Annotated in this window: 20 protein-coding genes; 14 read left to right on the plus strand and 6 right to left on the minus strand. The window is 71.8% G+C overall.

The features are described from left to right. Positions 1-8: 8 nt before the first annotated feature. From SACE_RS05085 to SACE_RS05120, 8 genes are all read left to right on the plus strand, one after another. Positions 9-419: an NUDIX hydrolase gene (locus tag SACE_RS05085; protein WP_009949777.1), complete on the plus strand. Its 411-nt coding sequence runs from the start codon at positions 9-11 to the stop codon at positions 417-419. A 161-nt stretch (positions 420-580) separates the two neighbouring features. Next, positions 581-1,543, plus strand: coding sequence for an HpcH/HpaI aldolase/citrate lyase family protein (locus SACE_RS05090; protein WP_009949776.1), 963 nt, complete (start codon positions 581-583; stop codon positions 1,541-1,543). 302 nt (positions 1,544-1,845) lie between these two features. Continuing rightward, the gene (locus SACE_RS05095; RefSeq protein ID WP_011873236.1) at positions 1,846-5,298 is read left to right on the plus strand and encodes a patatin-like protein; all 3,453 of its coding nucleotides are present in this window, start codon (positions 1,846-1,848) and stop codon (positions 5,296-5,298) included. Positions 5,299-5,579: 281 nt separating this feature from the next. Further along, a complete protein-coding gene (locus tag SACE_RS05100) occupies positions 5,580-6,101 on the plus strand; it encodes a YflT domain-containing protein (RefSeq protein ID WP_009949774.1) in 522 nt (173 codons plus the stop codon). Between the two features lie 600 nt (positions 6,102-6,701). Beyond that, positions 6,702-7,976, plus strand: coding sequence for an ABC transporter substrate-binding protein (locus SACE_RS05105; protein WP_193755453.1), 1,275 nt, complete (start codon positions 6,702-6,704; stop codon positions 7,974-7,976). After that, the gene (locus SACE_RS05110; protein ID WP_011873237.1) at positions 7,976-8,914 is read left to right on the plus strand and encodes a carbohydrate ABC transporter permease; all 939 of its coding nucleotides are present in this window, start codon (positions 7,976-7,978) and stop codon (positions 8,912-8,914) included. Before SACE_RS05105 ends, SACE_RS05110 begins: the two co-directional genes overlap by 1 nt. Further along, a complete protein-coding gene (locus tag SACE_RS05115) occupies positions 8,914-9,759 on the plus strand; it encodes a carbohydrate ABC transporter permease (protein ID WP_009949770.1) in 846 nt (281 codons plus the stop codon). Before SACE_RS05110 ends, SACE_RS05115 begins: the two co-directional genes overlap by 1 nt. Positions 9,760-9,764: 5 nt before the next feature. Beyond that, entirely contained in the window at positions 9,765-10,937 is a 1,173-nt protein-coding gene (locus tag SACE_RS05120; protein ID WP_009949769.1) for an ABC transporter ATP-binding protein, read from the plus strand. An 84-nt stretch (positions 10,938-11,021) separates the two neighbouring features. Here SACE_RS05120 and SACE_RS05125 read toward each other — a convergent pair whose 3' ends face one another. The 4 genes from SACE_RS05125 to SACE_RS05140 all read right to left on the minus strand — a co-directional run bounded on the left by SACE_RS05125 (position 11,022) and on the right by SACE_RS05140 (position 14,127). Next, complete coding sequence (locus SACE_RS05125; RefSeq protein ID WP_009949768.1) at positions 11,022-11,543, minus strand: CAP domain-containing protein; 522 nt, start codon at positions 11,541-11,543, stop codon at positions 11,022-11,024. Between the two features lie 332 nt (positions 11,544-11,875). Beyond that, positions 11,876-12,076, minus strand: coding sequence for a hypothetical protein (locus tag SACE_RS05130; protein ID WP_009949766.1), 201 nt, complete (start codon positions 12,074-12,076; stop codon positions 11,876-11,878). A gap of 146 nt (positions 12,077-12,222) precedes the next feature. Then, a complete protein-coding gene (locus tag SACE_RS05135) occupies positions 12,223-13,302 on the minus strand; it encodes a magnesium and cobalt transport protein CorA (protein WP_009949765.1) in 1,080 nt (359 codons plus the stop codon). A 411-nt stretch (positions 13,303-13,713) separates the two neighbouring features. Continuing rightward, positions 13,714-14,127 carry an NUDIX domain-containing protein gene (locus SACE_RS05140; protein WP_009949764.1) on the minus strand — a complete coding sequence of 138 codons (414 nt, stop codon included), beginning with the start codon at positions 14,125-14,127 and terminating at the stop codon, positions 13,714-13,716. Between the two features lie 173 nt (positions 14,128-14,300). Between SACE_RS05140 and SACE_RS38140 the strand changes: the two genes are divergently transcribed. The 6 genes from SACE_RS38140 (at position 14,301) to SACE_RS05165 (ending at position 18,076) form a co-directional block, all read left to right on the plus strand. Further along, a complete protein-coding gene (locus SACE_RS38140; RefSeq protein WP_162131611.1) occupies positions 14,301-14,456 on the plus strand; it encodes a hypothetical protein in 156 nt (51 codons plus the stop codon). Positions 14,457-14,482: 26 nt separating this feature from the next. Next, complete coding sequence (locus SACE_RS05145) at positions 14,483-15,046, plus strand: PH domain-containing protein (protein ID WP_009949760.1); 564 nt, start codon at positions 14,483-14,485, stop codon at positions 15,044-15,046. Positions 15,047-15,116: 70 nt separating this feature from the next. Next, a complete protein-coding gene (locus SACE_RS05150) occupies positions 15,117-15,995 on the plus strand; it encodes a PHP domain-containing protein (RefSeq protein ID WP_011873238.1) in 879 nt (292 codons plus the stop codon). 58 nt (positions 15,996-16,053) lie between these two features. Next, positions 16,054-16,884 carry a RecB family exonuclease gene (locus SACE_RS05155; protein WP_011873239.1) on the plus strand — a complete coding sequence of 277 codons (831 nt, stop codon included), beginning with the start codon at positions 16,054-16,056 and terminating at the stop codon, positions 16,882-16,884. A gap of 86 nt (positions 16,885-16,970) precedes the next feature. Beyond that, positions 16,971-17,345, plus strand: a complete 375-nt coding sequence (locus tag SACE_RS05160) for a hypothetical protein (RefSeq protein WP_009949756.1) — start codon at positions 16,971-16,973, stop codon at positions 17,343-17,345. Positions 17,346-17,437: 92 nt separating this feature from the next. After that, positions 17,438-18,076: a TetR/AcrR family transcriptional regulator gene (locus SACE_RS05165; RefSeq protein WP_009949755.1), complete on the plus strand. Its 639-nt coding sequence runs from the start codon at positions 17,438-17,440 to the stop codon at positions 18,074-18,076. A gap of 103 nt (positions 18,077-18,179) precedes the next feature. Here the strand turns inward: SACE_RS05165 and SACE_RS05170 are convergent, their stop codons facing one another. Together SACE_RS05170 and SACE_RS05175 are read right to left on the minus strand one after the other, a co-directional pair. Beyond that, the gene (locus SACE_RS05170) at positions 18,180-19,391 is read right to left on the minus strand and encodes an Rv3212 family protein (protein WP_011873240.1); all 1,212 of its coding nucleotides are present in this window, start codon (positions 19,389-19,391) and stop codon (positions 18,180-18,182) included. 203 nt (positions 19,392-19,594) lie between these two features. Then, complete coding sequence (locus tag SACE_RS05175) at positions 19,595-21,307, minus strand: DEAD/DEAH box helicase (protein ID WP_044547794.1); 1,713 nt, start codon at positions 21,305-21,307, stop codon at positions 19,595-19,597. Positions 21,308-21,547: the final 240 nt, after the last annotated feature.

Consider the following 21,547-nt stretch of genomic DNA (forward strand, 5'->3'; position numbering starts at 1 on the left):
ATGGAGCGGTGAGCGAGACCCTTCGCGTAGTCGGACTGGTCCACCGGGTCGACGGCCGGGTGCTGCTGGTGCGCGCCCGCTGGCACGCCGCGTTCTACCTCGCGGGAGGCAAGATCGAGGCGGGCGAGAGCGAGCTGGAGGCGCTGCACCGCGAGGTCGACGAGGAGCTCGGGGCGGGCCTGGTCGCGGGCACGGAGCGCTTCGTCGGCCGCTACGTCACCGACGCCTACGGGCAGGGCGAGGGTGTGCGGGTGGACCTGAGCTGCTATTCGGCCGAGCTGAGCGGGGTGCCCGAACCGGCGGCCGAGATCGCCGAGATGGCCTGGATGACCTGCGCGGAGTACCTGGCGCAACCGGAGACCGCGCCCGCGGTCGTGGCGCTGCTGCGCGACCTGGAAGCCGAGTCGGCCACGGCCTGACCGGGTTCGCCTGCTCCCGGCCGCCCTCGGTCGAGCCGGAGCCTCCTGCGGCGACGGCGGCTGCTGCCTGCGCCGGGTGCCCGCCGGACGGGACGCTGATCACAGTGCACCCGCCGTCGTGCGTGGTAGACACGGCGTGCGACCCGGACCGAGGAGGACACGTGCCCGACAGCCCACGCTCCCGCCGCAGTTGCCTGGCGGTGCCCGGCTCCAGCGCGAAGATGATCGACAAGGCCCGCGGCCTGCCGGTCGACCAGTTCTTCCTCGACCTCGAGGACGCCGTCGCCCCGCTGGCCAAGGCCGAGGCGCGGGACCGGATCGTGGGCGCGCTCAACGAGGGCGGCTGGGACGGCAAGATCCGCACGGTGCGGGTCAACGACCTCACCACCGAGTGGACCTACCAGGACGTGGTGCGCGTCGTCGAGGGCGCGGGCGCGAACCTCGACACGATCATCCTGCCGAAGGTGAGCGTCGCCGACCACGTTCGCTGGCTCGACCTCACCCTCACCCAGATCGAGCGGGCGCTGGGCCTGCCGGTGGGCCGGATCGGCATCGAGCCGCAGATCGAGGACGCCAGGGGACTGGTCGAGGTCGACGCGATCGCCGCCGCATCGCCCCGGGTGGAGGCGCTGGTCTACGGCCCGGCCGACTTCATGGCCTCGATCAACATGCGTTCGCTGGTCGTCGGCCAGCAGCCGCCGGGCTACGACGTCGGCGACGCCTACCACTACGTGCTGATGCGGATGCTGATGGCGGCGCGCGCGTTCGGCGTGCAGGCGATCGACGGCCCGTACCTGCAGATCAAGGACGTCGACGGGCTGCGCGCGGTCGGCGGGCGCTCGGCCGCGCTGGGCTACGACGGCAAGTGGGTGCTGCACCCGGCGCAGGTCGATGCGGTCAACGAGATCTTCTCGCCGCGCCAGGAGGACTACGACCACGCCGAGAACATCCTCGACGCCTACGAGTGGCACACCTCCGAGGCCGGTGGCAAGCGCGGCGCGGCAATGCTCGGCGACGAGATGATCGACGAGGCCTCCCGCAAGATGGCTCTGGTGATCGCGGGCAAGGGGCGCGCGGCGGGCATGACGCGGAGCGATCGCTGGACCCCGCCGGCAGCGGATTGACGCGGACCGGCGATTGGGCTGTCGGCAGTGGGTTGATGCGGATCCGCCGCTCGACGCCACCGCACTCGGGCCGATCGCCGGAAGCCCCCGGCACGCCGACCGCAGTCGGCGGCGAGCTGACGCGGACCGATTGCGGACCTCCGCCGACAGCCGGTTGACGTCGGCCGACCGATGGCGGCCACCAACAGACCAAGCTGCTGGGCCGGTGGGCTGACCGACCCGAGTCGATCTTCGTCCAGCGCCCGGCACGCGGTAGTTTTCCGAGGCAGCACCGATCACCGACCGAGGGGGCGGGCCTCGACGTGGCCACCGGGCCTGTGCAGGAGAACGAGCAGGAACTGCGGCTGGCGCTGGCCATGCGCGGCGGTGCGAGCCTCGCGGTGTGGATCGGCGGCGCGGTCGCCGAGATCAACCACCTGCGCTCGGCGCTGGCCGAGCCCGGTCCGGCGCGGCATCCCTGGGGAGCGCTCGCGCGGCTGGCCGGCTACGACTCGGTGGCGGTCGACGTCCTCGCCGGGGCGTCGGCGGGCGGGCTGAACGCGACCCTGCTTTCGACGTCGATGGTCTACGGCATGCCCTTCGACCGGATGCGGCGGATGTGGGTGCGGCTGGCCGACCTGGAGGCGATGGCCCGGCAGGTGCCGAAGCTCTGGGACGCCCGCCCGCCGTCGCTGCTGGAGGGCGACGGCTACTTCCGCACCGAGCTGGCGCGCACCATCTCCGAGGGCGTCGCGGAGGGCGACGGCGCGCGCGATGTCAGCCGGCGCGCGGACCTGCTGCTCACCGCCACCCTGCTGGACCCGGTGATCGAGCGGCACTTCGACGGGCGTTCCCGGCCGCTGACCCAGGAGCGGCGCACCGCGTCGTTCCGGTTCCGCCACCGCGGCGAGGCCGGGGACCCGCTGTCGGACTTCGGGACCGGCACCGCGTTCGACGAGACGGTCCGGCGGCTGGCGCACGCGGCGCGCACGACGTCGTCGTTCCCGTTCGCGTTCGAACCGTCCAGGGTGTACTCGTCGACCGGCGAGGTCCCGCCCGGTGAGCCGAACATGAGCGGCCTGTTCTCCGAGCTGAACACCACCGGCTCGCCGTACCGGGTGATCGACGGCGGGGTGCTGGACAACATCCCCGTCGCCGCCGCGGTCGACGCCATCGCCGCCGCCCCGGCCGACCGGCCCACGCAACGCTGGCTGCTCTACCTGAACCCGGAGGGCGCGGCGTCGGACACCGAGCGCGCCGACGGGGCCGGGCTGCCGGTCGCCTCCGCCGCGATCCGGGCGCGGTTGAGCCAGGAGTCGCTGCTGAGCGACCTCGACGCGCTCGACGAGCACAACCGGGTCGTGGAGCGGACCGGCCTGCGCCGTAGGGCGCTGTTCGCCCGGCTGCGCGCCGCCGAACCCGCGGAACGGCAGGACCTGCTCGTGCGCGAGGCGGCCGAGGTCGAGACCGAGCACGCCGTGGTGCGTTGCGAGCTCGACGCGCAGGCCGTGCGACGGCTGCTCGAGGAGCCCGCGGGCACCGAGGACGGCAGGCTGCTCCCGCCGGTGCCCGGCGACCCGCTGGCCGGCTGGTCCGCGCGGGCGCGCCACCTGCTCGGCAGGCGGCTGTCGCGGCGGATGGCCGCGCACGCCACGCCCCGGGTCTTCGACGACGTGCGCGGTCTGCTGTCGGGAGTGCAGGAGTGCATCGGCTGGGCGCGCGACATCGAGCGCTGGTCGGCCGCGCCCGCCGGGATCGGGCGGTGCAAGTCGGCGCTGTACCGGCTGCGGGTGTTCGCCGAGGTGCTGGAAGGCCACGCCGACCGGTACTGGCTCAACGGCGCCCGGCTGGAGCCGATCGTGGAGTCCGACGAGCTCGACGGCTGGATCGACCGCGTGCTCCGGCGCCGCGAGCGGCTCCAGCACCACCTGCCCTCGCCGGTACGGCCGCTGCTCGGCTCGGTCCTGGCGTCGGTGGAGGGCGGCGAGGGGTTCCAGCACGAGCTGACCGGGTTCGCCCGCGAGCTGCTGTCCATCGTGGAGTCCTCGGGGGCCGACGCGGTTCCGGACGACGCCGGCGGGGTCGACGCGGTGGCGGAGGCGACCGCGGTGCTGCACGGCATCGCCGACCGTCTGGCGGCCGCCGCGGGCGAGAGGGTGCACCTGGACGAACCGGAACAGCTCGGCTATTCGCTGCTGGAGGAAGCAGGTGCGCGGGCGCTGCGCCCGCTGGTGGTGCTCACCGCGCCGCTCGATGTCGGCCGGACCCCGGGGACCCGCATCAACCTGCTGCGGGTGGTCAGCGACGAGCAGAGCTCGCTGCCGTTCGAGGCCCTGCGCCGCGGTGCCGACATCCCGCTGCGGATCGCCGACAAGATCCGCGGTGCGGACCTGTCGAACTTCGGCGCTTTCCTGTCGGCCAGGTGGCGGGCCAACGACTGGATGTGGGGCCGGATGGACGCGGCGGCCAGCCTCGTCGGCCTGCTCACCGATCCGCGCCGGCTCGCCCAGCGCAACGCCCACCTCGGCGCGGGAGGACTGCGCGAGGCGCTGCGCGCCATCGTCAGCGACCCCGCCCCGCAGGAGCTCGGCGACCTCGACGAGGAGCGCGCCGCGCAGTGGCGGGGGTTCCTCGCCGAGCTGTGGTCGGCGCACGCCGACGAGGTGCGCGCCGAGCTCGACGCGCTGTTCGCCGACCCGGACGACGAGCACGCGCTCAAGCAGACCCGCAAGCTGCTCATCGAGCGTCTGCATTGGACGATCGTCGCGTGCGAGCTGCCGTTCGTGGCGACGGTGAAGCCGGGGGCCGACACCGATGGCGGCGGGGAGCCCGCGACCCCGCCCCCGCCCGAGCTGACCGACCAGGTGCGCCGCTACCGCGTCGGCCGGGAACGGCTGCCGGACCTAGGCGAGAAGCGGATCGCGGCGCTGGCGACCAGGTTCGGGCTGCTGGCCTACCGGGCGGTGCGACCCGACGGGACCGGTGTCCTGGACAGGCTTGGCCGGTTGGCGCTGACGCTGGTCAAGCCGTTGCTGCTGGCGGTGCTGCTCGCCTTCGCCGCACCCAGGCGCGTTTCGCTCGTCGCGTTCGTCGCCGCCTCGGCGGTGATGTTCACCGGGTACGGGCCGACCGTGCCGGGCTTGCAGCTCCTGTCGAACGACCAGGCGGAGAGCGCCTTCCAGACGACGATCTCGTGGTGTTCGCCGCCGGACGAGACCGGAGCCGCCGCCGCGTGCGCGGTGCGGGACCTCTCAGGCTGTCCGCTCGCCGACTACGGCGGAGCCCCGTGCGGGGAGGAGCCGGCGGCGGCAGGCGCGCCGAACTGGTTCGGGCTCGCCGACTTCAGCGGGACCTCTTTCGGCGTCGGCGTGCTGTGGGCGATGCTGCTGACGATCCTGTTCGCGGTGTGGCTGGGCCGGGCGCTGATGGGACATGCCAGCGGGCTGGCCCGGTGGCTGCCCGCGCTGTTCATCACCGCGGTGCTGCTCGGAGCGGAGGGATGGCTGTGGAGCACCGGCTTCCGGCTCACCGCGCTCGGCCTGGTGCTGGTCGCCGCCGTGCTGACCTGGCCCGCGACCCTGGCTTACCGCACCACGGCCCGGATCGCGGCGGTGGCGGTCACGGCGGTGGTGTTCGCCGCGACGCTGGCGTGGGTCGCCGACGCGCCGCCCGAGGGCGGCTGGATCCTGGCGGCCATCGCCCTGACCGGCTACGCGCACGTGCTCCTGCTGGCCACCGTCGATCTGCTACGACCGCGGCCCCGTCCGAGCGGATAGCGCGCTCACCGTCCGGGGCCCGGTCCCGTCGTCGATCGCGTTCCGGGCGTGCCCGGTCGGCGCGACGGGGGTGCTGCCCGCGGCCATCGGCCGTACCGTGTTGGCGGATAGATGATCTCGGCGTGGAGTAGCCTGGGAGAGGACAATCGGCAGGAATCGGACCTGCCGGAACCACTCGACGAACCACTCGGCCGGTGCCTTCCGGCGCCGGACGACGAACCCCTGCCGCAGGCGGACGCACGTCCGCGTCGCGCGGCAGCGAGCCTACGGAGGTGTCCGCGGTGTCCAACCCGTTTACCGGCCCCGGTCGGCAGTCGGCGGGTACACCGAGTCTGCCGACGCCGCCGACCGGCTGGCCGATCGGCTCCTACGGAACGTACGAGGAGGCCCAGCGCGCCGTCGACCACCTGGCCGAAAGCGACTTCCCGGTGCAGGAGGTGACCATCGTCGGCGTCGACCTGATGCTCGTCGAGCGGGTCACCGGCCGGCTGAGCTGGGGCCGGGTGCTGGGCGGGGGCGCCGCGTCGGGAGCGTGGTTCGGTCTCTTCGTGGGACTCATCCTGGGCATGTTCACCCCGCAGGGCAGCTGGCTCGGCCCGGTGCTGGTCGGCCTGGGCACCGGTGTGGTGTTCGGGCTCGTCTTCGCCGCGGTCGGCTACGCCTCCACGCGCGGCCGACGCGACTTCTCCTCCGCCAGCCAGCTCGTCGCGGGCCGCTACGACGTCCTCGCGCAGCCCAAGCACGCCGAGGAGGGCCGCAACCTGCTCGCCAAGCTCGCCATGCGCCCGCCGTCGGCGCAGTGAGCCCGAGGCGGGCGCCCGCCTCCCGTCAGCGCTGAAGCGACCCCGGTCCGGTGCGGCCGGGGTCGTCGCGTATGCGCGCTCTGGGGGCGGCCCGCGCCGCTCGGCTGACCAACCGACCCACGCCGGGGTGCGTGACTGACGTCCGAGCGCGCACAGCCGCCCCGGACCGCACGGACACGACTGACCAGGCCAGACGCTCCCGCGCCCGTCCGAGTGCGCACCGCGCGCGACCTGCGGGGCGCACACTGGAGGGCACGGTCGCGCGAGTCGTCAGAGCACCTCGCCCGCCAGGGCGCCGGCCCGCAGCGCACCACGACCGTCCGAGCCGCCTCCGCGCGGCGGCGACGGAGCCGGCGTGTCCGGAGCAGTCTTCGAACCGCCGAACGGACCATCGGCTTCGCCGGCGTCCGCGCGCCGCGGCGGCCGCCGCGGCGTGGTCGTTCACGGGTTGGCAACAAGGCTTGCCTTGATCGATCTACCGACCTACGTTTCACCCACCGCACCCGGTGTGCCCAGGCGCGGTGGTGGCAGCGCAAGGAGGCGCCGGACACCGTGCGCCCTCCTGTGCGGTCGGAGGAGATCAGACTGGAGGGCCACGACGTGAGACCTCGCGGTGGCGGGACCAGGCGGCGGAGGCGGCTGACGGCCGCGCTCGGGGCGTCCCTGGCATGTGCTTCGGCGCTGACGGCGTGCGCGCCGGCGTCGAGCGCGAACACGGTGAACCTGTACTACGCCCCCGAAGAGAACCTGCAGACGGTCGTCGACCGCTGCAACGCCCAGTCCCAGGGCCGGTACCACATCGTCTACAACAAGCTCCCGCGCGAGGCCGACGGCCAGCGGGAGCAGATGGTGCGGCGGCTCGCGGCGCAGGACCCGGGCATGGACGTCCTCGGGCTGGACGTGACGTGGACCGGTGAGTTCGCCGAGGCGAACTGGATCCGGGAGTGGACCGGGCGCAACAAGGAGGAGGCCGAGCGCGGCACGCTGGAGGGCCCGCTGGAGACGGCCCGCTCCGGCGGCAAGCTCTACGCCGCGCCGAAGAACACCAACGTGCAGCTGCTGTGGTACCGGGCCGACCTGGTGGACAAGCCGCCCGCGACCTGGGACGAGATGATCGCCGAGTCGCAGCGGCTCAAGCGCGAGGGCAAGCCGTACTGGATCTCGTTCAGCGGTGCCCAGTTCGAGGGCCTGTTCGTGCACTTCAACACGCTGGTGGAGTCCGCGGGCGGGCACATCGTCTCCGCTGACGGCAAGCGCGCCGAGATCGACGCGGGCGCGGTGCGGGCGCTGGAGGTGCTGCGCGACTTCGGCCGCGCCGGGGTGACCAGCCCGGCGATGAACAACGCCAAGCAGGACGACGTCCGCATGGAGTTCGAGAACGGCGAGGCGGCGTTCCAGCTCAACTGGCCGTTCGTCTACCCCTCCATGCAGGAGGACAAGCCGGAGCTGGCCCAGAAGGTCAAGTGGGCGCGGCTGCCAGGTGTGACGCCTGGCGTGCCGAGCAAGTCGACCATCGGCGGCTACAACCTCGCGGTCAGCCAGTACTCGACCAAGCCGGACCTGGCCTTCGAGGCGGCGCTGTGCATGCGCAACCCGGAGAACCAGAAGTTCTCCGCGATCAACGACGGTGTCCCGCCGACGATCGAGTCGGTCTACCAGGACCCGGCGATGGACGCGGAGTACCCGATGAAGGAGACGATCCTGGAGGGGCTCAAGGACCCGGGCGTGCGGCCGGTGACCCCGGCGGCGCAGAACCTCTCGACCGTGCTCACCAACCTGCTGGCCCCGGTCGCGGCCATCGACCCGCCGAAGACGGCCGAGAAGATGCGCACCGAGGTGCAGAACGCACTGGACTCCAAGGGCGTGATGCCGTGATGGTGTCTACCAGGAGAGCGGACCCCGCCGCTGACATTCGGGAAGGCGGGGCGATCAGCGAGGGCAAGAAGGCCGAACGCCGGCTCGGCTGGCTGCTGTGCGCGCCGGCGGCGTTGGTCATGGTCGCGGTGACCGGCTGGCCGATCCTGTACGCGGTGTGGCTGTCGTTCCAGCGCTTCGACCTGAAGTACCCGGACCAGCGGGAGTTCGTCGGGCTGGAGAACTACGTCACCGTGCTGACCAACGGCTACTGGTGGACCGCGTTCTGGGTGACGTTGCTGATCACCGTGGTGTCGGTGGCGATCGAGTTCGTGCTCGGCATGGGCCTGGCGTTGATCATGCACCGCGCGCTGGTCGGGCGCGGCCTGGTGCGCACGGTCAGCCTGATCCCGTACGGCATCGTCACGGTGGTCGCCGCGTTCAGCTGGCGCTACGCCTGGACCCCGGACACCGGGTACCTGGCGAACCTGTTCGCCCCGGAGTCCGCGCCGCTGACCGACCGCGCGGGTTCGCTGGCGATCATCATCCTGGCCGAGATCTGGAAGACCACGCCGTTCATGGCGCTGCTGCTGATGGCCGGCCTGGCGCTGGTGCCCGACGACCTGCTCAAGGCCGCCGCGATGGACGGCGCCGGGCCGTGGCAGCGGTTCGTCAAGGTGATGCTGCCGGTGATGAAGCCGGCGATCCTGGTCGCGCTGCTGTTCCGCACCCTCGACGCGTTCCGCGTCTTCGACAACATCGTGGTGCTGACATCGGGCTCGCAGGACACCTCGTCGGTGTCGGTGCTGGCCTACAACAACCTGATCAAGGGCCTCAACCTCGGTATCGGATCCACCATGTCGGTGCTGATCTTCATCGCGGTGGCGCTGATCGCGTTCCTGTTCGTGAAGCTGTTCGGCGCCGCCGCGCCCGGCGGCGATGACAAGGGGAGGCCCTGATGGCCGGCGTGGGCGGGGCCGAGACCCCGGGGCGCAAAGCCGGGTGGACGGTGCTCAACATCGTCGTCGTGATCTACGCACTGCTTCCGGTGCTGTGGATCCTGTCGCTGTCGTTCAAGACGCCGGCGACCCTGGGCGACGGCAGTCTGATCCCGCGCGAGTGGACGCTGGAGAACTACGCGGCGATCTTTTCCACCACCGAGTTCACCCGGGCACTGCTGAACTCGATCGGCATCGCGCTGATCGCCACCGCGATCGCCGTGGTGCTGGGCACGATGGCCGCCTACGCCATCGCCCGGCTGGAGTTCCCCGGCAAGCGGCTGCTGGTCGGCGTCTCGCTGCTGATCGCGATGTTCCCGCAGGTGTCGCTGGTCTCGCCGCTGTTCGAGATCGAGCGCACACTCGGGCTGTTCGACTCCTGGACCGGCCTGATCCTGCCCTACATCACGTTCTCGCTGCCGCTGGCGATCTACACGCTGTCGGCGTTCTTCCGCGAGATCCCGTGGGAGCTGGAGAAGGCCGCCAAGATGGACGGCGCGACCCCCGGCCAGGCGTTCGCCAAGGTGATCGCCCCGCTGGCGGCGCCCGGGGTGTTCACCACCGCCATCCTGGTGTTCATCTTCTGCTGGAACGACTTCCTGTTCGCCATCTCGCTGACCTCGACGGAGAACTCCCGCACCGTGCCGGTCGCGCTGCAGTTCTTCACCGGTGACTCGCAGTTCGAGGATCCCACCGGATCGATCTCGGCGGCGGCCGTGGTGATCACCATCCCGATCATCGTGTTCGTGTTGTTCTTCCAGCGTCGCATCGTCTCGGGGCTGACCTCGGGCGCAGTGAAGGGGTAAGTGAAGTGGCCGAGATCGTTCTGGACAAGGTGACCAAGCGCTACCCGGACGGGGCGCTCGCGGTGGACTCGGTGGACCTGGAGATCGCCGACGGGGAGTTCGTGATCCTCGTGGGGCCCTCGGGCTGCGGCAAGTCCACCACGCTGAACATGATCGCCGGGCTGGAGGACATCAGCTCCGGCGAGCTGCGCATCGGCGGCGAGCGGATGAACGACCGCGCGCCGAAGGACCGCGACATCGCCATGGTGTTCCAGTCCTACGCGCTCTACCCGCACATGTCGGTGTTCGAGAACATGGCGTTCCCGCTGCGGCTGGCCAAGGTGGGCGACGCCGAGGTGCGCTCGAAGGTCGAGGAGGCCGCCAAGGTCCTGGACCTGACCCAGCACCTGTCCCGCAAGCCCGCCAACCTCTCCGGCGGGCAGCGGCAGCGGGTGGCCATGGGGCGGGCGATCGTGCGCAGCCCCAAGGCGTTCCTGATGGACGAGCCGCTGTCCAACCTGGACGCCAAGCTGCGCGTGCAGATGCGGACCTCGGTGTCGAAGCTGCAGAAGCGGCTGGGCACCACCACGGTCTACGTCACCCACGACCAGACCGAGGCGATGACCCTCGGCGACCGGGTCGTGGTGCTGCGCGGCGGGGTCGTGCAGCAGATCGGCGCGCCGCAGCACCTCTACGAGCACCCGGCGAACCTGTTCGTCGCGGGGTTCATCGGCTCGCCCGCGATGAACTTCCTGCCCGCCGAGGTCGCGGAGAGCTCGGTGCGCTGCGCGCTCGGCGACCTGCCGCTGACCGACCGGATCCGCCGGGCGCTGGAGTCGGCCGACGCGCCGCGGGAGCTGATCCTGGGCATCCGCCCGGAGCACTTCGAGGACGCCGCGCTGGTCGACGACGCCCTGCAGCGCTCCGGCGCGACCTTCACCGAGGAGGTGGAGGTCGTGGAGGAGATGGGTTCGGACAAGTACGTCTACTTCACCCTGCGCGGCGGGCGGGCCAGCAGCGCGGAGCTGGAGGAGCTGGCAGCCGACGCGGGCACCGCCGAGGTGCCCAGCGACGACGGGCACCTGGTCACCCGGCTCTCGGTGGAGTCGGGGGCGCGGGAGAACCAGCAGGTGACGGTGTGGTTCGACCCGGAGAAGCTGCACCTGTTCGACCCGTCGACGGGCCGCATCCTGACGTGAGCGCGGGACGAGGGGCCGGGGGAACGTGCCCGGCCCCTCGTTCGACGGTGGGAACGTGCAGACGCTGCCCGTCTGTCCGGCCGGTCAGCTCGGCCGGGCGAGCACCTGCGTCCAGTAGTGCGTGAACCGGGTGCCGTCGCCTTGCGCGTGGCCGGCACCGAGCTCGGTGAAGCCTGCGTCGAGGATGTTGCCGCTGTGCTCGGGACTGCGCATCCACTGCCGGAACGTCGACTCCGCATCGCCCGTGCCCGCCGAGAGGTTCTCGGCGAGCTCGGCGAGGACGTAGCCGGCGGCCTTCGCCCGGTCGACGGGGTCGCTGCCGTCGCTGCCGGTGTGGGACACGAAGTCCCGCGCGGCCATGTCCGCGCTGTGCGCCGCCGCGGCGCGGTTCAGCGCGTCGCTGATCCGCAACGGCGGCAGACCGGCTTCGGAGCGGGCCTGGTTGGTCAGTTCGAGGATGCGTTCGGCGTCGGTCCGCGACCCGGGTGCCTCCGGGGCATCCCCGGCCCGCGGCGGCTCTTCGGCTGCGGGGTCGTTTCCGGGGCGTCGCCCGGCTTCCGGGGCGACAAGACCGAACATCCGCGCGGCGCTGCGCAGAACTCCCATGCGACGTACCCTCCCGACCTCGTCCAGCGGCTCCGCGTGCAGTTGTACCGCAGCGGCCGCCGACACTTTCGGGTCCATAGTGGAGGGAACGGGGAGTGGCCGGACACCGCACCACGGGCCCGGACCGGTGGCGGGCCGGTGGTGCGGTGCGGTCACATCTGGTTGGCGATGATCACGAACAGGGTGATGATCCACCCCATGATCAGTGCGGAAAGGACGGCGAGCTTGTTGGTGACCAAGCGGGTCATGGCGGGTTTCCTCCCAGCGTGAGAAACGAAGATCTACGGATTTCGTTCGACTCACGATGTGGCCCGCGGTGCCGGCCCGGGGCGTCAGCGCGCGGCTGCGGCGCGCGGCGCGGCGGGGACCGCGTCCCACATCGCACCGGGTTTTCGCTCGATCCACGCGGTGTGCCGGAACCGCTGCTCGAGGAGGACCCGGTGCGCGCCGGGACTTCGCCGAGCGGTCAGGTCGCCGAGGACGGGAAGCCGCCCGTGGTCGGCTCGTGCAGAGCGCGTCGCCGTGAGACGCATGGCTTCCTCCTCACCTGCCGTTGTCCGATACCCGGTGCGCCGGGCGGTTTGCGAACGGCGGAACTCGCTACGGCGACCGCCGGTGCGATGAGTGACCCCGGTGGTGATGTCGTCCGCTGGGGCGGAATCGTTACACCCCATGATCATCACAACCACTTGTTCCGCCGGAAGATCTTGAACAGCACGACGCAGGCCGACATCATGACCAGCAGCGTCGCCGGATACCCGAACGTCCACCGGGTCTCGGGCATCACGTCGAAGTTCATCCCGTAGATCCCGGCGATCATCGTCGGCGTCGAGATGATCGCCACCCACGCCGAGATCTTGCGCATGTCGGTGTTCTGCTGGAGCGTGATCTTGGCCAGCGTCGCGTCGACCAGCGTGGTGAGCAGCTCGTCGAAGGACGCCACCCGCTCGGAGACGGTGGCCAGGTGGTCGTCGACGTTGCGGAAGTAGGAGCGGACCTCCTCCGGCACCATCGGCGTGTAGCCCTCCGCCAGCCGCTGCAACGGTTTGGCCAGCGGCATCACCGACCGGCGGAGCTCCATCACCTCGCGCTTCATCAGGTAGATCTGCTCGGCGTCGATCTTGGTCCGGGGCGCGAAGACCTCGGCCTCCATCTCGTCGATGTCGTCCTGGATGGCGTCGGTGACCTCGAGGTAGGTGTCCACCACGTGGTCGGCGATGCCGTGCAGCACCGCCGACGGCCCGAGCGCGAGCTGCTCCGGGTCCTGTTCGAGCTGGTGGCGGACCTGCGCGAGGCCCGCGTGCTTGCCGTGCCGGACCGTGATGACGAAGTCGCGGCCGACGAAGGCCATCAGCTCGCCGCTCTCCACGATCTCGCTGTTGGCCGACAGCGTCTCGTTGGCGATGTAGCGGACCGTCTTGAGCACCATGAACAGCGTGTTGTCGTAGCGCTCCAGCTTGGGCCGCTGGTGGGCGTGCACGGCGTCCTCGACGGCGAGCTCGTGCAGACCGAAGGTCTCGGCCAGGCCGTTGATCTGCTCCTCGCTGGGCTCGTGCAGGCCGATCCAGACGAACCCGGAGCCGCGGCGGCGCACTTCGTCGATCGCATCGGTGTGGGTCCAGGACCCCTCCAGGCGCTCACCGTCGACGTAGATGGCGCAGTCGACGACGTAGGCCGACACCGGTGTGGGGAGGCGCTGCGCGGGACGGGTGCCGCCGTTGCGGCGGTTGCGAAGGCCGAGCGAGGACAGGCTGGGCATGGGCGGACCTCCAGGAACGCTGGTACCGGGAAAGCAGGGTCGAGAAACCGCTCGCGCATCCCGGCCGGCACATCGAGGTCCACCGTGTGGCGTGGACTCCGGGGAAGTTCGCCTACCGGCTGGTCCTCCAGGCGGGGATGCGGTTGGTACTGCACGGAAGTGCGCTGTCAGAACTGCTGTTCAACGATCCCTCACCTCCCGGAACTCGACCACCGTCGCGGTGGGTTGGTCAGCCGACGGACAAGAATACTCCCCACGTCCACGGACGGCGCAACGGATGGCCTCGGGGGTCACAGCCCGCAGTCGAAACGGGTGAATTATCCGCCTTGCGGAGAAACGCTCACGACTACCAGCGGGTACGTGACGAAACCCCGGGTGGCCGCCGCGGGCAGGGCGACCGGCCGCCTCAATTCAGGTGTCACCGTCGCGAGGTAGGCAGCCCCAGCTTCGCAGGACGTCGGCGAGCCCCTCCGTGAGCGCGTTTTCCCGCTCCAGTGTGGCGAAAGTCGCACTGTCCGTCCAGCGGGCGTCCGCAGCGTCGTCACCAGCGGAAAGCGACGACCCACTACTCCAGCAGGAGTAGTCGAGGATCTCGAAGGTGCCATTCGGTGCGGGCCGCAGCACACGGCCCACGAGATCGCCGACAGTGACGGAGAGTCCCGTTTCCTCCAGGACTTCGCGGTGTACCGCCATCTGGTCGGTTTCCCCGGGCTCGACCTTGCCGCCCGGCAGCGACCACTTGCCCCGACCCGGCTCACGGGCACGTTTGACCAGCAGCAACCGGCCTTGTGGGTCGTGGATCACAGCGCCGACGCAACGGATCACGTGGCTCTCCTATACGATCATCGACACGGAGGGTAGCCGGAGTGAGGCTGCCCGCGAACGACTGACCCAAGTGCGGTACAAAGCTGCCGTAAGACGGCCGCGTGCGGTACAACGGATCAGCAGGCGCCATCGGCTACTAACGGGCATTTCGGACGGGGTGCGTCACAGTGAACATGAAGAAAATCCTGACCTGGGCCGGGATCGCGTTCCTCCTGTTCTTCTTGATCTCAGCGCCGGCTCAGGCCAGCGCGACCGTAACCGGAATCCTCGACAGCCTTCGCGGGGCTGCGGAGTCGGTCATCACGTTCATGCAGAACCTCTTCCAGTAAACCGCGAGCCGCGGGAGGCGGTTGCCGTGTTCGCTCCGAAGGATCCCGACGAGTACCTGCTCGAGTCCGAGCGACGGGTCATCCGGGTTCGCCGTCATTGGGCGTTCCTGGTGTGGGACCTCTTCGAGGCGTTCGGGCTGCTCGCCGGACTGGTGATGGTCTCGTACCTGCTACCGGGCGGCAGCACGCTGCCGGTGAACGTCCTGTGGTACGCGGGTCTGATCGTGCTGCTGCGCTTCACGTACCAGATCCTCAGCTGGTACGTGGAGCGCATCGTCGTGACCGACAAGAGGTTCCTCATCACCACCGGTGTCTTCGACATCAACGTGGCGATGATGCCGATCACCAAGGTCACCGACCTCACGTTCCGGCGGACGCTGCTGGGCCGCATGCTCGGCTACGGCACCCTGATCGTCGAGTCCGCCGGTCAGATCCAGGCGCTCAACCGCATCGAGTACGTGCCGAACCCGGACCGCGTCGAGGAGGCCATCTCCGGCCTGGTCTTCGGCGACAAGAAGGCCCAGCAGGACCGGTTCTCGATGCTAAAGGCCAGGCGCGCCGCCGTCGGCAGGCGCAAGGCCAAGCTCTAGAGTCCCGCGGGCGGGACAACGGCCCCGCCCGGCAGGGGTGCGCGGCGCTCCGGGGCCATCGGCCACACTGATGGGTGTGCGAATCGACCTGCACACGCATTCAACCGAGTCCGACGGCACCGACACGCCGTCGGAACTGGTCGCCACGGCGATCGCCGCCGGGCTCGACGTCATCGCCCTCACCGATCACGACACCACCGCGGGGTGGGCCGAGGCGGAGCGGGCGGTGCGGGAGCACCGCGGGCCGGGCCGTCTGCGGGTCGTTCCCGGCGCCGAGCTCTCCTGCGCCTGCCCGGACGGCAACGGGCGCACCATCACCGTGCACCTGCTCGCCTACCTCTTCGACCCGCGCTCCACCGCGCTGGCGGAGGAGCAGTCGCGGCTGCGCGCCGAGCGGCGGGTGCGGCTGCGCGCGATGGCGCAGCGGATGGCCGACGACGGCTTCCCCGTCGATCCCGACGAGCTGATGGCGGGTCTGCCGCCGGACTCACCGGGCGGGCGCCCGCACCTGGCCAGGGCGCTGGTCCGCGCGGGCACCGTCGCCAGCGTCGACGAGGCGTTCGCCCGGTACCTGGGCGGCCGGGGCAGCTACTACCTCCCGCGCACCGACACACCGGTGCACCGCGCGATCGACATGATCACCGAAGCCGGCGGCGTGACCGTGCTGGCGCACCCGTTCGCCGCCGCGCGGGGACCGATGGTGTCCGCCGAGGTCATCGCGGAGCTGGCCGGACACGGGCTCGGCGGCGTCGAGATCGACCATCCCGACCACGATCCCCAGGTGCGGGACCGGCTGCGGGCGCTGGCCGCCGAGCTGGACCTGGTGCCGACCGGCAGCAGCGACTACCACGGCACCAACAAGACGATCGCGATCGGCCAGGAGACCACCGCGCCGGAGTCGCTGGACCGACTGGCGCAGCGGTGCACCGGGAGCAAGATCATCGGGTGATCCGCCGGTCGGCGGGCCAGTTCCCGGCAATGGCCGCGAACTGCGTACTGTGGTGAGCGTGCAGGGGCAGCTCGGACTTGAAGGCATCCCCACCAAGCTGGTGCGCGTCACGCCGGCTCGGTTGGCGAACTGGGCGCAGTGCCCGCGCAAGTACCGCATGACCTACCTCGACCGGCCGACGCCTCCGCGTGCCGGGGCCTGGGCGCACAGCACCCTGGGCGCGGTCGTGCACAACGTGCTCCGCGCGTTCTTCGAGCTGCGTCCGGGCAAGCGCACCCCGGAGCAGGTTCCCGTCCTGCTGCGCCGCTACTGGAAGAGCGACGGCTTCGCCGACGCCGAGCAGGTCGCGCGCCACCGCCGCCGGGCGCAGGAGTGGCTGACCTCCTACGTCGAGGGGCTCGATCCCGACGCCGCCCCGGTCGCGGTGGAGCGGTGGGTCTCGGCGCCGATGGGCTCGATCATCGCGGAGGGCCGGGTGGACCGGCTCGACGAGCGCGGCGGCGAGCTCGTCGTGGTCGACTACAAGACCGGGCGGCACGCCCTCGGCGTCGACGACGCCCGCGACTCCCTCGCGCTCGCGCTCTACGCGCTGGCGGCGCGCAAGAGCCTGCACCGGCCGTGCCGCCGCGTCGAGCTGCACCACCTGCCCACCGGGCAGGTCGCGGGCTGGGAGCACACCGAAGGCACGCTGCGCGCGCACCTCGACCGCGCCGAATCCCTGGCCGCCGGCCTGCAGGACGCGACCGACGCGTTCGTCGCCGGCGGCGACGACGCGGCCTTCCCGGCGGTGACCGGCAGGCACTGCTCGTGGTGCGACTTCCGCGCGCACTGCCCGGAAGGCAAGCAGGCGGCTCCCGACGTCGCGCCGTGGGCGTCGCTGGGGGAGTGACCGTGCGACCGAACGAACCGAGGCGCGACGCCCGTCCACCGATGCCGCCCCCTCCGCGCCGCACCGATGCCCGGACGAAGCCGCGGATGCGCCCTCCGCTGCCCGAGCAGGAGGCCGAGGAGCTGCGGGCCTGGCGCGACCACGCCGCGCGTTCCGGCGGACGGCACGCGCGCAGGTCGCGGCCGACGCGGTCGGGCACCGCCGCGCGCGGCGTTTCCGGTGCGCTGGCAACGGGTCTGCTCGTGCTGTCGCTGTTCCTGGTAGGCGTGCAGTACTGGGCGACCAGCATCGGCCAGCAGGGACCGGGCGTCGGCGTGGTGGTCGGGCACTTCGTGGCATCGGCGCTGGCGCTGGTGTTGCAGGCCGTCGCGGACCGGCGGCGTGATCTGACCGGAGGTCTGGCGACCGCGGGCGCCTATGTCGTCGCGCTCGGCGCGCTGTGGTTCTGGTGGTGGGTCTGACCGGGTCGCTGCCGCGGGCCCGGATGCGCTGACCCGCGCAAACGTTGCTCAACAGCGCTTTCGCGGCGCGAAGTTTCGGTATTCTCGATCACATGGTCACCCGTGCCCCGGGGCTCCGGGAGCGCAAGAAGCTGCACACGCGCCAGGCCCTGAGCTGGGCCGCGGTACGGCTCGCGGTGGAGCGCGGGCTGGAGAACGTGCTGGTTGACGACATCGCGGCGGCGGCAGGGGTTTCGGCTCGTACGTTCAACAACTACTTCTCCAGCAAGGCGGAGGCGATCGCGGCACGGCACCTGGACCGGTCGCGGCGGGCGGTCGCGGAGTTCCGCGCCAGGCCCCGGGAAGAGGCGCTGTGGACGGCGATCAGCCACGCGGTGCTCTCGCAGTACGCCGGCGACCCCTCCGGTTCGACACCGGACTGGGTCGCCGGGGTCCGGCTGATGATCAGCGAACCCGCGCTGCGCGGGGAGTTCCTGCGCGCCGAGACGCTGGCCGAGGAGGAGTTCGCGGAGGTGGTCGGGGAACGGACCGGCACCGACCCCGGGTGGGACCTCTACCCGCGGCTGGTTGCGGCCGCCGTGGGCGCGGCGGGCCGGGTGGCGATCCACCGCTGGCTGAGCGTGAACCCGCCCGGCCTGCTGGAACCGCTGCTCAGCAACGCATTGGACCAGATAGCCGCTGGTCTTCCTGATCCGTCTGCCAGCAGTGCGGCGCCGCCGAGGACGGACTGAGCCGGGGCTGGCGCTGAGCCCGGCCGTGTCGAGGGTCGAGCGGGGCCGGCCGCTCGGCGGACGATAGTCCGATGTGGACAGAACACAGTCGACCGCGGTCCGGTCAGCGCAGCGCGACCAGCGTCTCGCCGCGCTGCTCGACGAGCACGTCACCCGCCGAGTCGAGCCCCACCGGACCGGCGTAGCCCTGCCGGTCGACGGGGATGACCCGCTCCCGCGCGCCGGTCGCCGGGTCGAGCACGGCGAGCCCGTCCCGCACCGGCACCAGCAGCTTGCCGCCGACGACGGTGCCCGGCCCGAGGGTGTCCGGCGCGGTCCACAGCGGGGTGAGGTCGTCCGGGTGCAGTGCGACGGTGTCGGTGCCGGTGAACCAGTAGACCTGGCCGTCGCGGGTGGTGGCTTCGATCCGCGAGTTCGCGGTGGTGTCCCGCGGTCCGATCCGGACCGGGAAGGACCCGACCACGGCGGCGTTGCCGTCGTAGACGAGCAGTTGCGAGCGGTCGGGCGCGAGCACGGCGGCGTGGTCCTTGGAGACGGCGACCACGCTCGCGCCGGGCAGGCCCAGGCCGGTGCTGAACAGCTCCTCGGGCTTCTCGTCGTCCTCCGGCTTGGTCTTGAGCAGCGTGATCCGGCCGCCGGGTTCGCCGGGGCACTCCTCGACCAGGCCGAACCGCTGGTCTCCGACGGCGACCGAACCGTACTGGCAGTCCGGGCGCTTGAGGTTGTTGTCCGGGTTCTTCATCGCGGGCGGGATGCCGTACTGCTGGGTGCGGACCAGGTCCGAGCGCCAGCTCTCCACGGCCCTGCGGCCGCTCGCGGTGACGTAGGTTCCGTCGGAGAGCAGCCGGGTGCCGAACTCGGCGTCGCCGTTGCGCTGCGGCCCGCGCACGCCGTTCGAGCCGCGCAGCGACGTCACTTCGCTGCAGTTGTGGTCCTTGCGGTAGACCGCGATCGCCCGCTTCCACGACTCGCCGACCGTGCACAGCGGGATGTCCCTGGCGTAGCGCCAGCGGACCTGGCCGGTGGCCGGATCGCGGCCGACGACCTCGTTGCCCCCGGCGGTCACGACGGCCGGTCCCGCCACCACGGGCACCGGGGTGGCCGGGCTCGGCTCCCGCCACGCCTCGCGCAGCGACTCGGGTACCCGCACCGACTCCGGGTCGGGCAGGTCCGGGGCGGACTGGGCGGCGGGTTCGGAGATGGTGGCGCGGGCGTCGCTTCCCGCCCACACCACGACGGAGGCCGCCAGCACGGCCACGGCGATCAGCACGACTGCGGCGAGGTCGGCTTTCGTCCGCCGTTCCGGCCGTACCACTGCGACTCCCCGCTCAGTCCGCTGACTCTGGCGCTCTCGAGCTTAGCCGCCGATCGGGCGACGCCCGGTCTCCCCGCCCGCCGCCGTCGGCAGGGCTGCTCGGCCGGTGGGCGGGGCGTCCGCGCCGCCCCGGCCCGAGACGGGCCGGCTCCTCCGGAACCGACCCGGGACGCGGGCCGGCCCTCCGGGCCGACCCCGCCACCTCACGCCTCGGCGGCCCCGGCTTCGCCGGCGCCCTCGCCGGAACGCCGCCTGCGGCGGCGCCGGCGCGGCCGCTCGCCGCCGCCGTCCGCGCCGCCGTCACCGGCGGCCGGCGCGGTCGCGTCGGCCTTCGCCTCCGCAGGCTGCGCCGCGGCGTCCACGCCGCCGCGGGTCCGGCGGCGCTGGCGCCTGCCCGCCGGACGGGTCTCGCCGTCGCCCTCGGCGCTCTTGCCTTCGCCTCCGCCGCGGGTGCGGCGGCGCGGCTTGCTGCGCGGCTTGCGCTTGGCGTCCTCGTCCGGTTCGGCGGCCAGCCCGGCGCGGGTCCGCTTGGACAGCGGCAGCCTGCCGGTGGCGTCGGACGGGATGTCGAGGTCGGCGAACAGGTGCGCCGAGGTCGAGTAGGTCTCGACCGGCTCGGGCTTGTCCAGGCCGAGCGTGTCGCTGATCATCTTCCAGCGCGGTTCCTCGTCCCAGTCGACGAGCGTGATCGCCACGCCTTCCCGGCCCGCGCGACCGGTGCGGCCGATGCGGTGCACGTAGGTCTTCTCGTCGTCCGGGCACTGCAGGTTGACCACGTGCGTGACGCCGCCGACGTCGATGCCGCGGGCGGCGACGTCGGTGGCGACCAGGATGTCGACCTTGCCGGAGCGGAACGCGCGCAGTGCCTGCTCGCGGGCGCCCTGGCCGAGGTCGCCGTGCACCGCGGCGGCGGCGAAGCCGCGCTCGGTGAGCTCGTCGGAGAGCTTCTGCGCGGTGCGCTTGGTCCGGGTGAAGATCATCGACAGGCCGCGGCCGTTGGCCTGCATCGCCCGCGCGATCAGCTCGGTCTTGTCCATCGCGTGCGCGCGGTAGACGAACTGCTTGGTGCGCTCGTGGATGGCACCGGCGTCGGCCTGCTCGGCGCGGATGTGGGTCGGCTGGCGCAGGAACGTCCTGGCCAGCGTGATGATCGGGCCGGGCATGGTGGCCGAGAACAGCATCGTCTGGCGCTGCTCGGGGACCATGTGCAGGATGCGCTCGATGTCGGGCAGGAAGCCCAGGTCGAGCATCTCGTCGGCCTCGTCGAGCACCAGCGCGCGGACCTTGCCCAGCACCAGGTGCTGCTGCTCGGCCAGGTCGAGCAGCCGGCCCGGGGTGCCGATCACCAGGTCGACGCCGCTGCGCAGCGCCTCGATCTGCTGCTCGTAGGGGCGGCCGCCGTAGACGGCGAGGGTGCGGATGCCCAGGTGCTTGCCCGCGTCGGTGAGGTCGCGCGCGACCTGCACGCACAGTTCGCGGGTGGGCACGACCACCAGCGCCTGCGGGGTGCCGTCACCGGGCACCTGGAGGCGGTGCAGCACCGGCACGCCGAAGCCGAGCGTCTTGCCGGTGCCGGTGCGGGCCTGGCCGATCAGGTCCTCCCCGCGCAACGCCAGCGGCAGGGTCAGCTCCTGGATGGCGAAGGTGTGCTCGATGCCCGCCTCGCCCAGCGCCCGGACGATCTCCGGGTTCACGTCCAGTTCGGCGAAGGTCGGCGTGTCCGGCGTGGCCGGGGCCTCGGCGTGCAGCGGCGGCGCGGTGTCGACGTCGAAGTCGGACGCCGCGGTGGTGCTGTGCTCGAAATCGTGAGCTGTCTTCGATTTTTCCTCGGGGCCGTCGGTGGCCCGTTCATTGCTGAGCGTCAGTGTGATCGCCTCTCTCGGTACCTGCGCGCCTGCGCCCCGCCTCGGGCCGATCCGTCGTGACGGCCTCCCGGCCCGGCGACCGCCGGATGTCCGGGGCCGTGCTCTGAGCCGTGGTCGCACCGCCCGTGTCCACCAGACCTGCGTCTGGCGGGGCTGTGCCCTTCCGGCTCGTGCTCACTGACGTGATGGTGCGCGCCTTCGTTCGATCAGCGGCGTGATCCGCTGTCAGGTTTCTCCAGCCAGGCGTCACAGCGCGGGAACCTGCGAGTCGGCGGGCCCGCCGGGCTCACC

The organism is Saccharopolyspora erythraea NRRL 2338, assembly GCF_000062885.1.
GTDB classification, from domain to species: Bacteria; Actinomycetota; Actinomycetes; order Mycobacteriales; family Pseudonocardiaceae; genus Saccharopolyspora_D; species Saccharopolyspora_D erythraea.

Bases quoted from the DNA above. Each gene is read 5' to 3' on its own strand.
- SACE_RS05110 (WP_011873237.1), top strand. From the start codon at position 7,976: ATGGTGTCTACCAGGAGAGCGGACCCCGCCGCTGACATTCGGGAAGGC.
- SACE_RS05115 (WP_009949770.1), top strand. From the start codon at position 8,914: ATGGCCGGCGTGGGCGGGGCCGAGACCCCGGGGCGCAAAGCCGGGTGG.
- SACE_RS05125 (WP_009949768.1), bottom strand. From the start codon at position 11,543: ATGGGAGTTCTGCGCAGCGCCGCGCGGATGTTCGGTCTTGTCGCCCCG.
- SACE_RS05130 (WP_009949766.1), bottom strand. From the start codon at position 12,076: ATGCGTCTCACGGCGACGCGCTCTGCACGAGCCGACCACGGGCGGCTT.
- SACE_RS05135 (WP_009949765.1), bottom strand. From the start codon at position 13,302: ATGCCCAGCCTGTCCTCGCTCGGCCTTCGCAACCGCCGCAACGGCGGC.
- SACE_RS38140 (WP_162131611.1), top strand. From the start codon at position 14,301: ATGAAGAAAATCCTGACCTGGGCCGGGATCGCGTTCCTCCTGTTCTTC.
- SACE_RS05150 (WP_011873238.1), top strand. From the start codon at position 15,117: ATGGGTGTGCGAATCGACCTGCACACGCATTCAACCGAGTCCGACGGC.
- SACE_RS05160 (WP_009949756.1), top strand. From the start codon at position 16,971: ATGCGCCCTCCGCTGCCCGAGCAGGAGGCCGAGGAGCTGCGGGCCTGG.
- SACE_RS05165 (WP_009949755.1), top strand. From the start codon at position 17,438: ATGGTCACCCGTGCCCCGGGGCTCCGGGAGCGCAAGAAGCTGCACACG.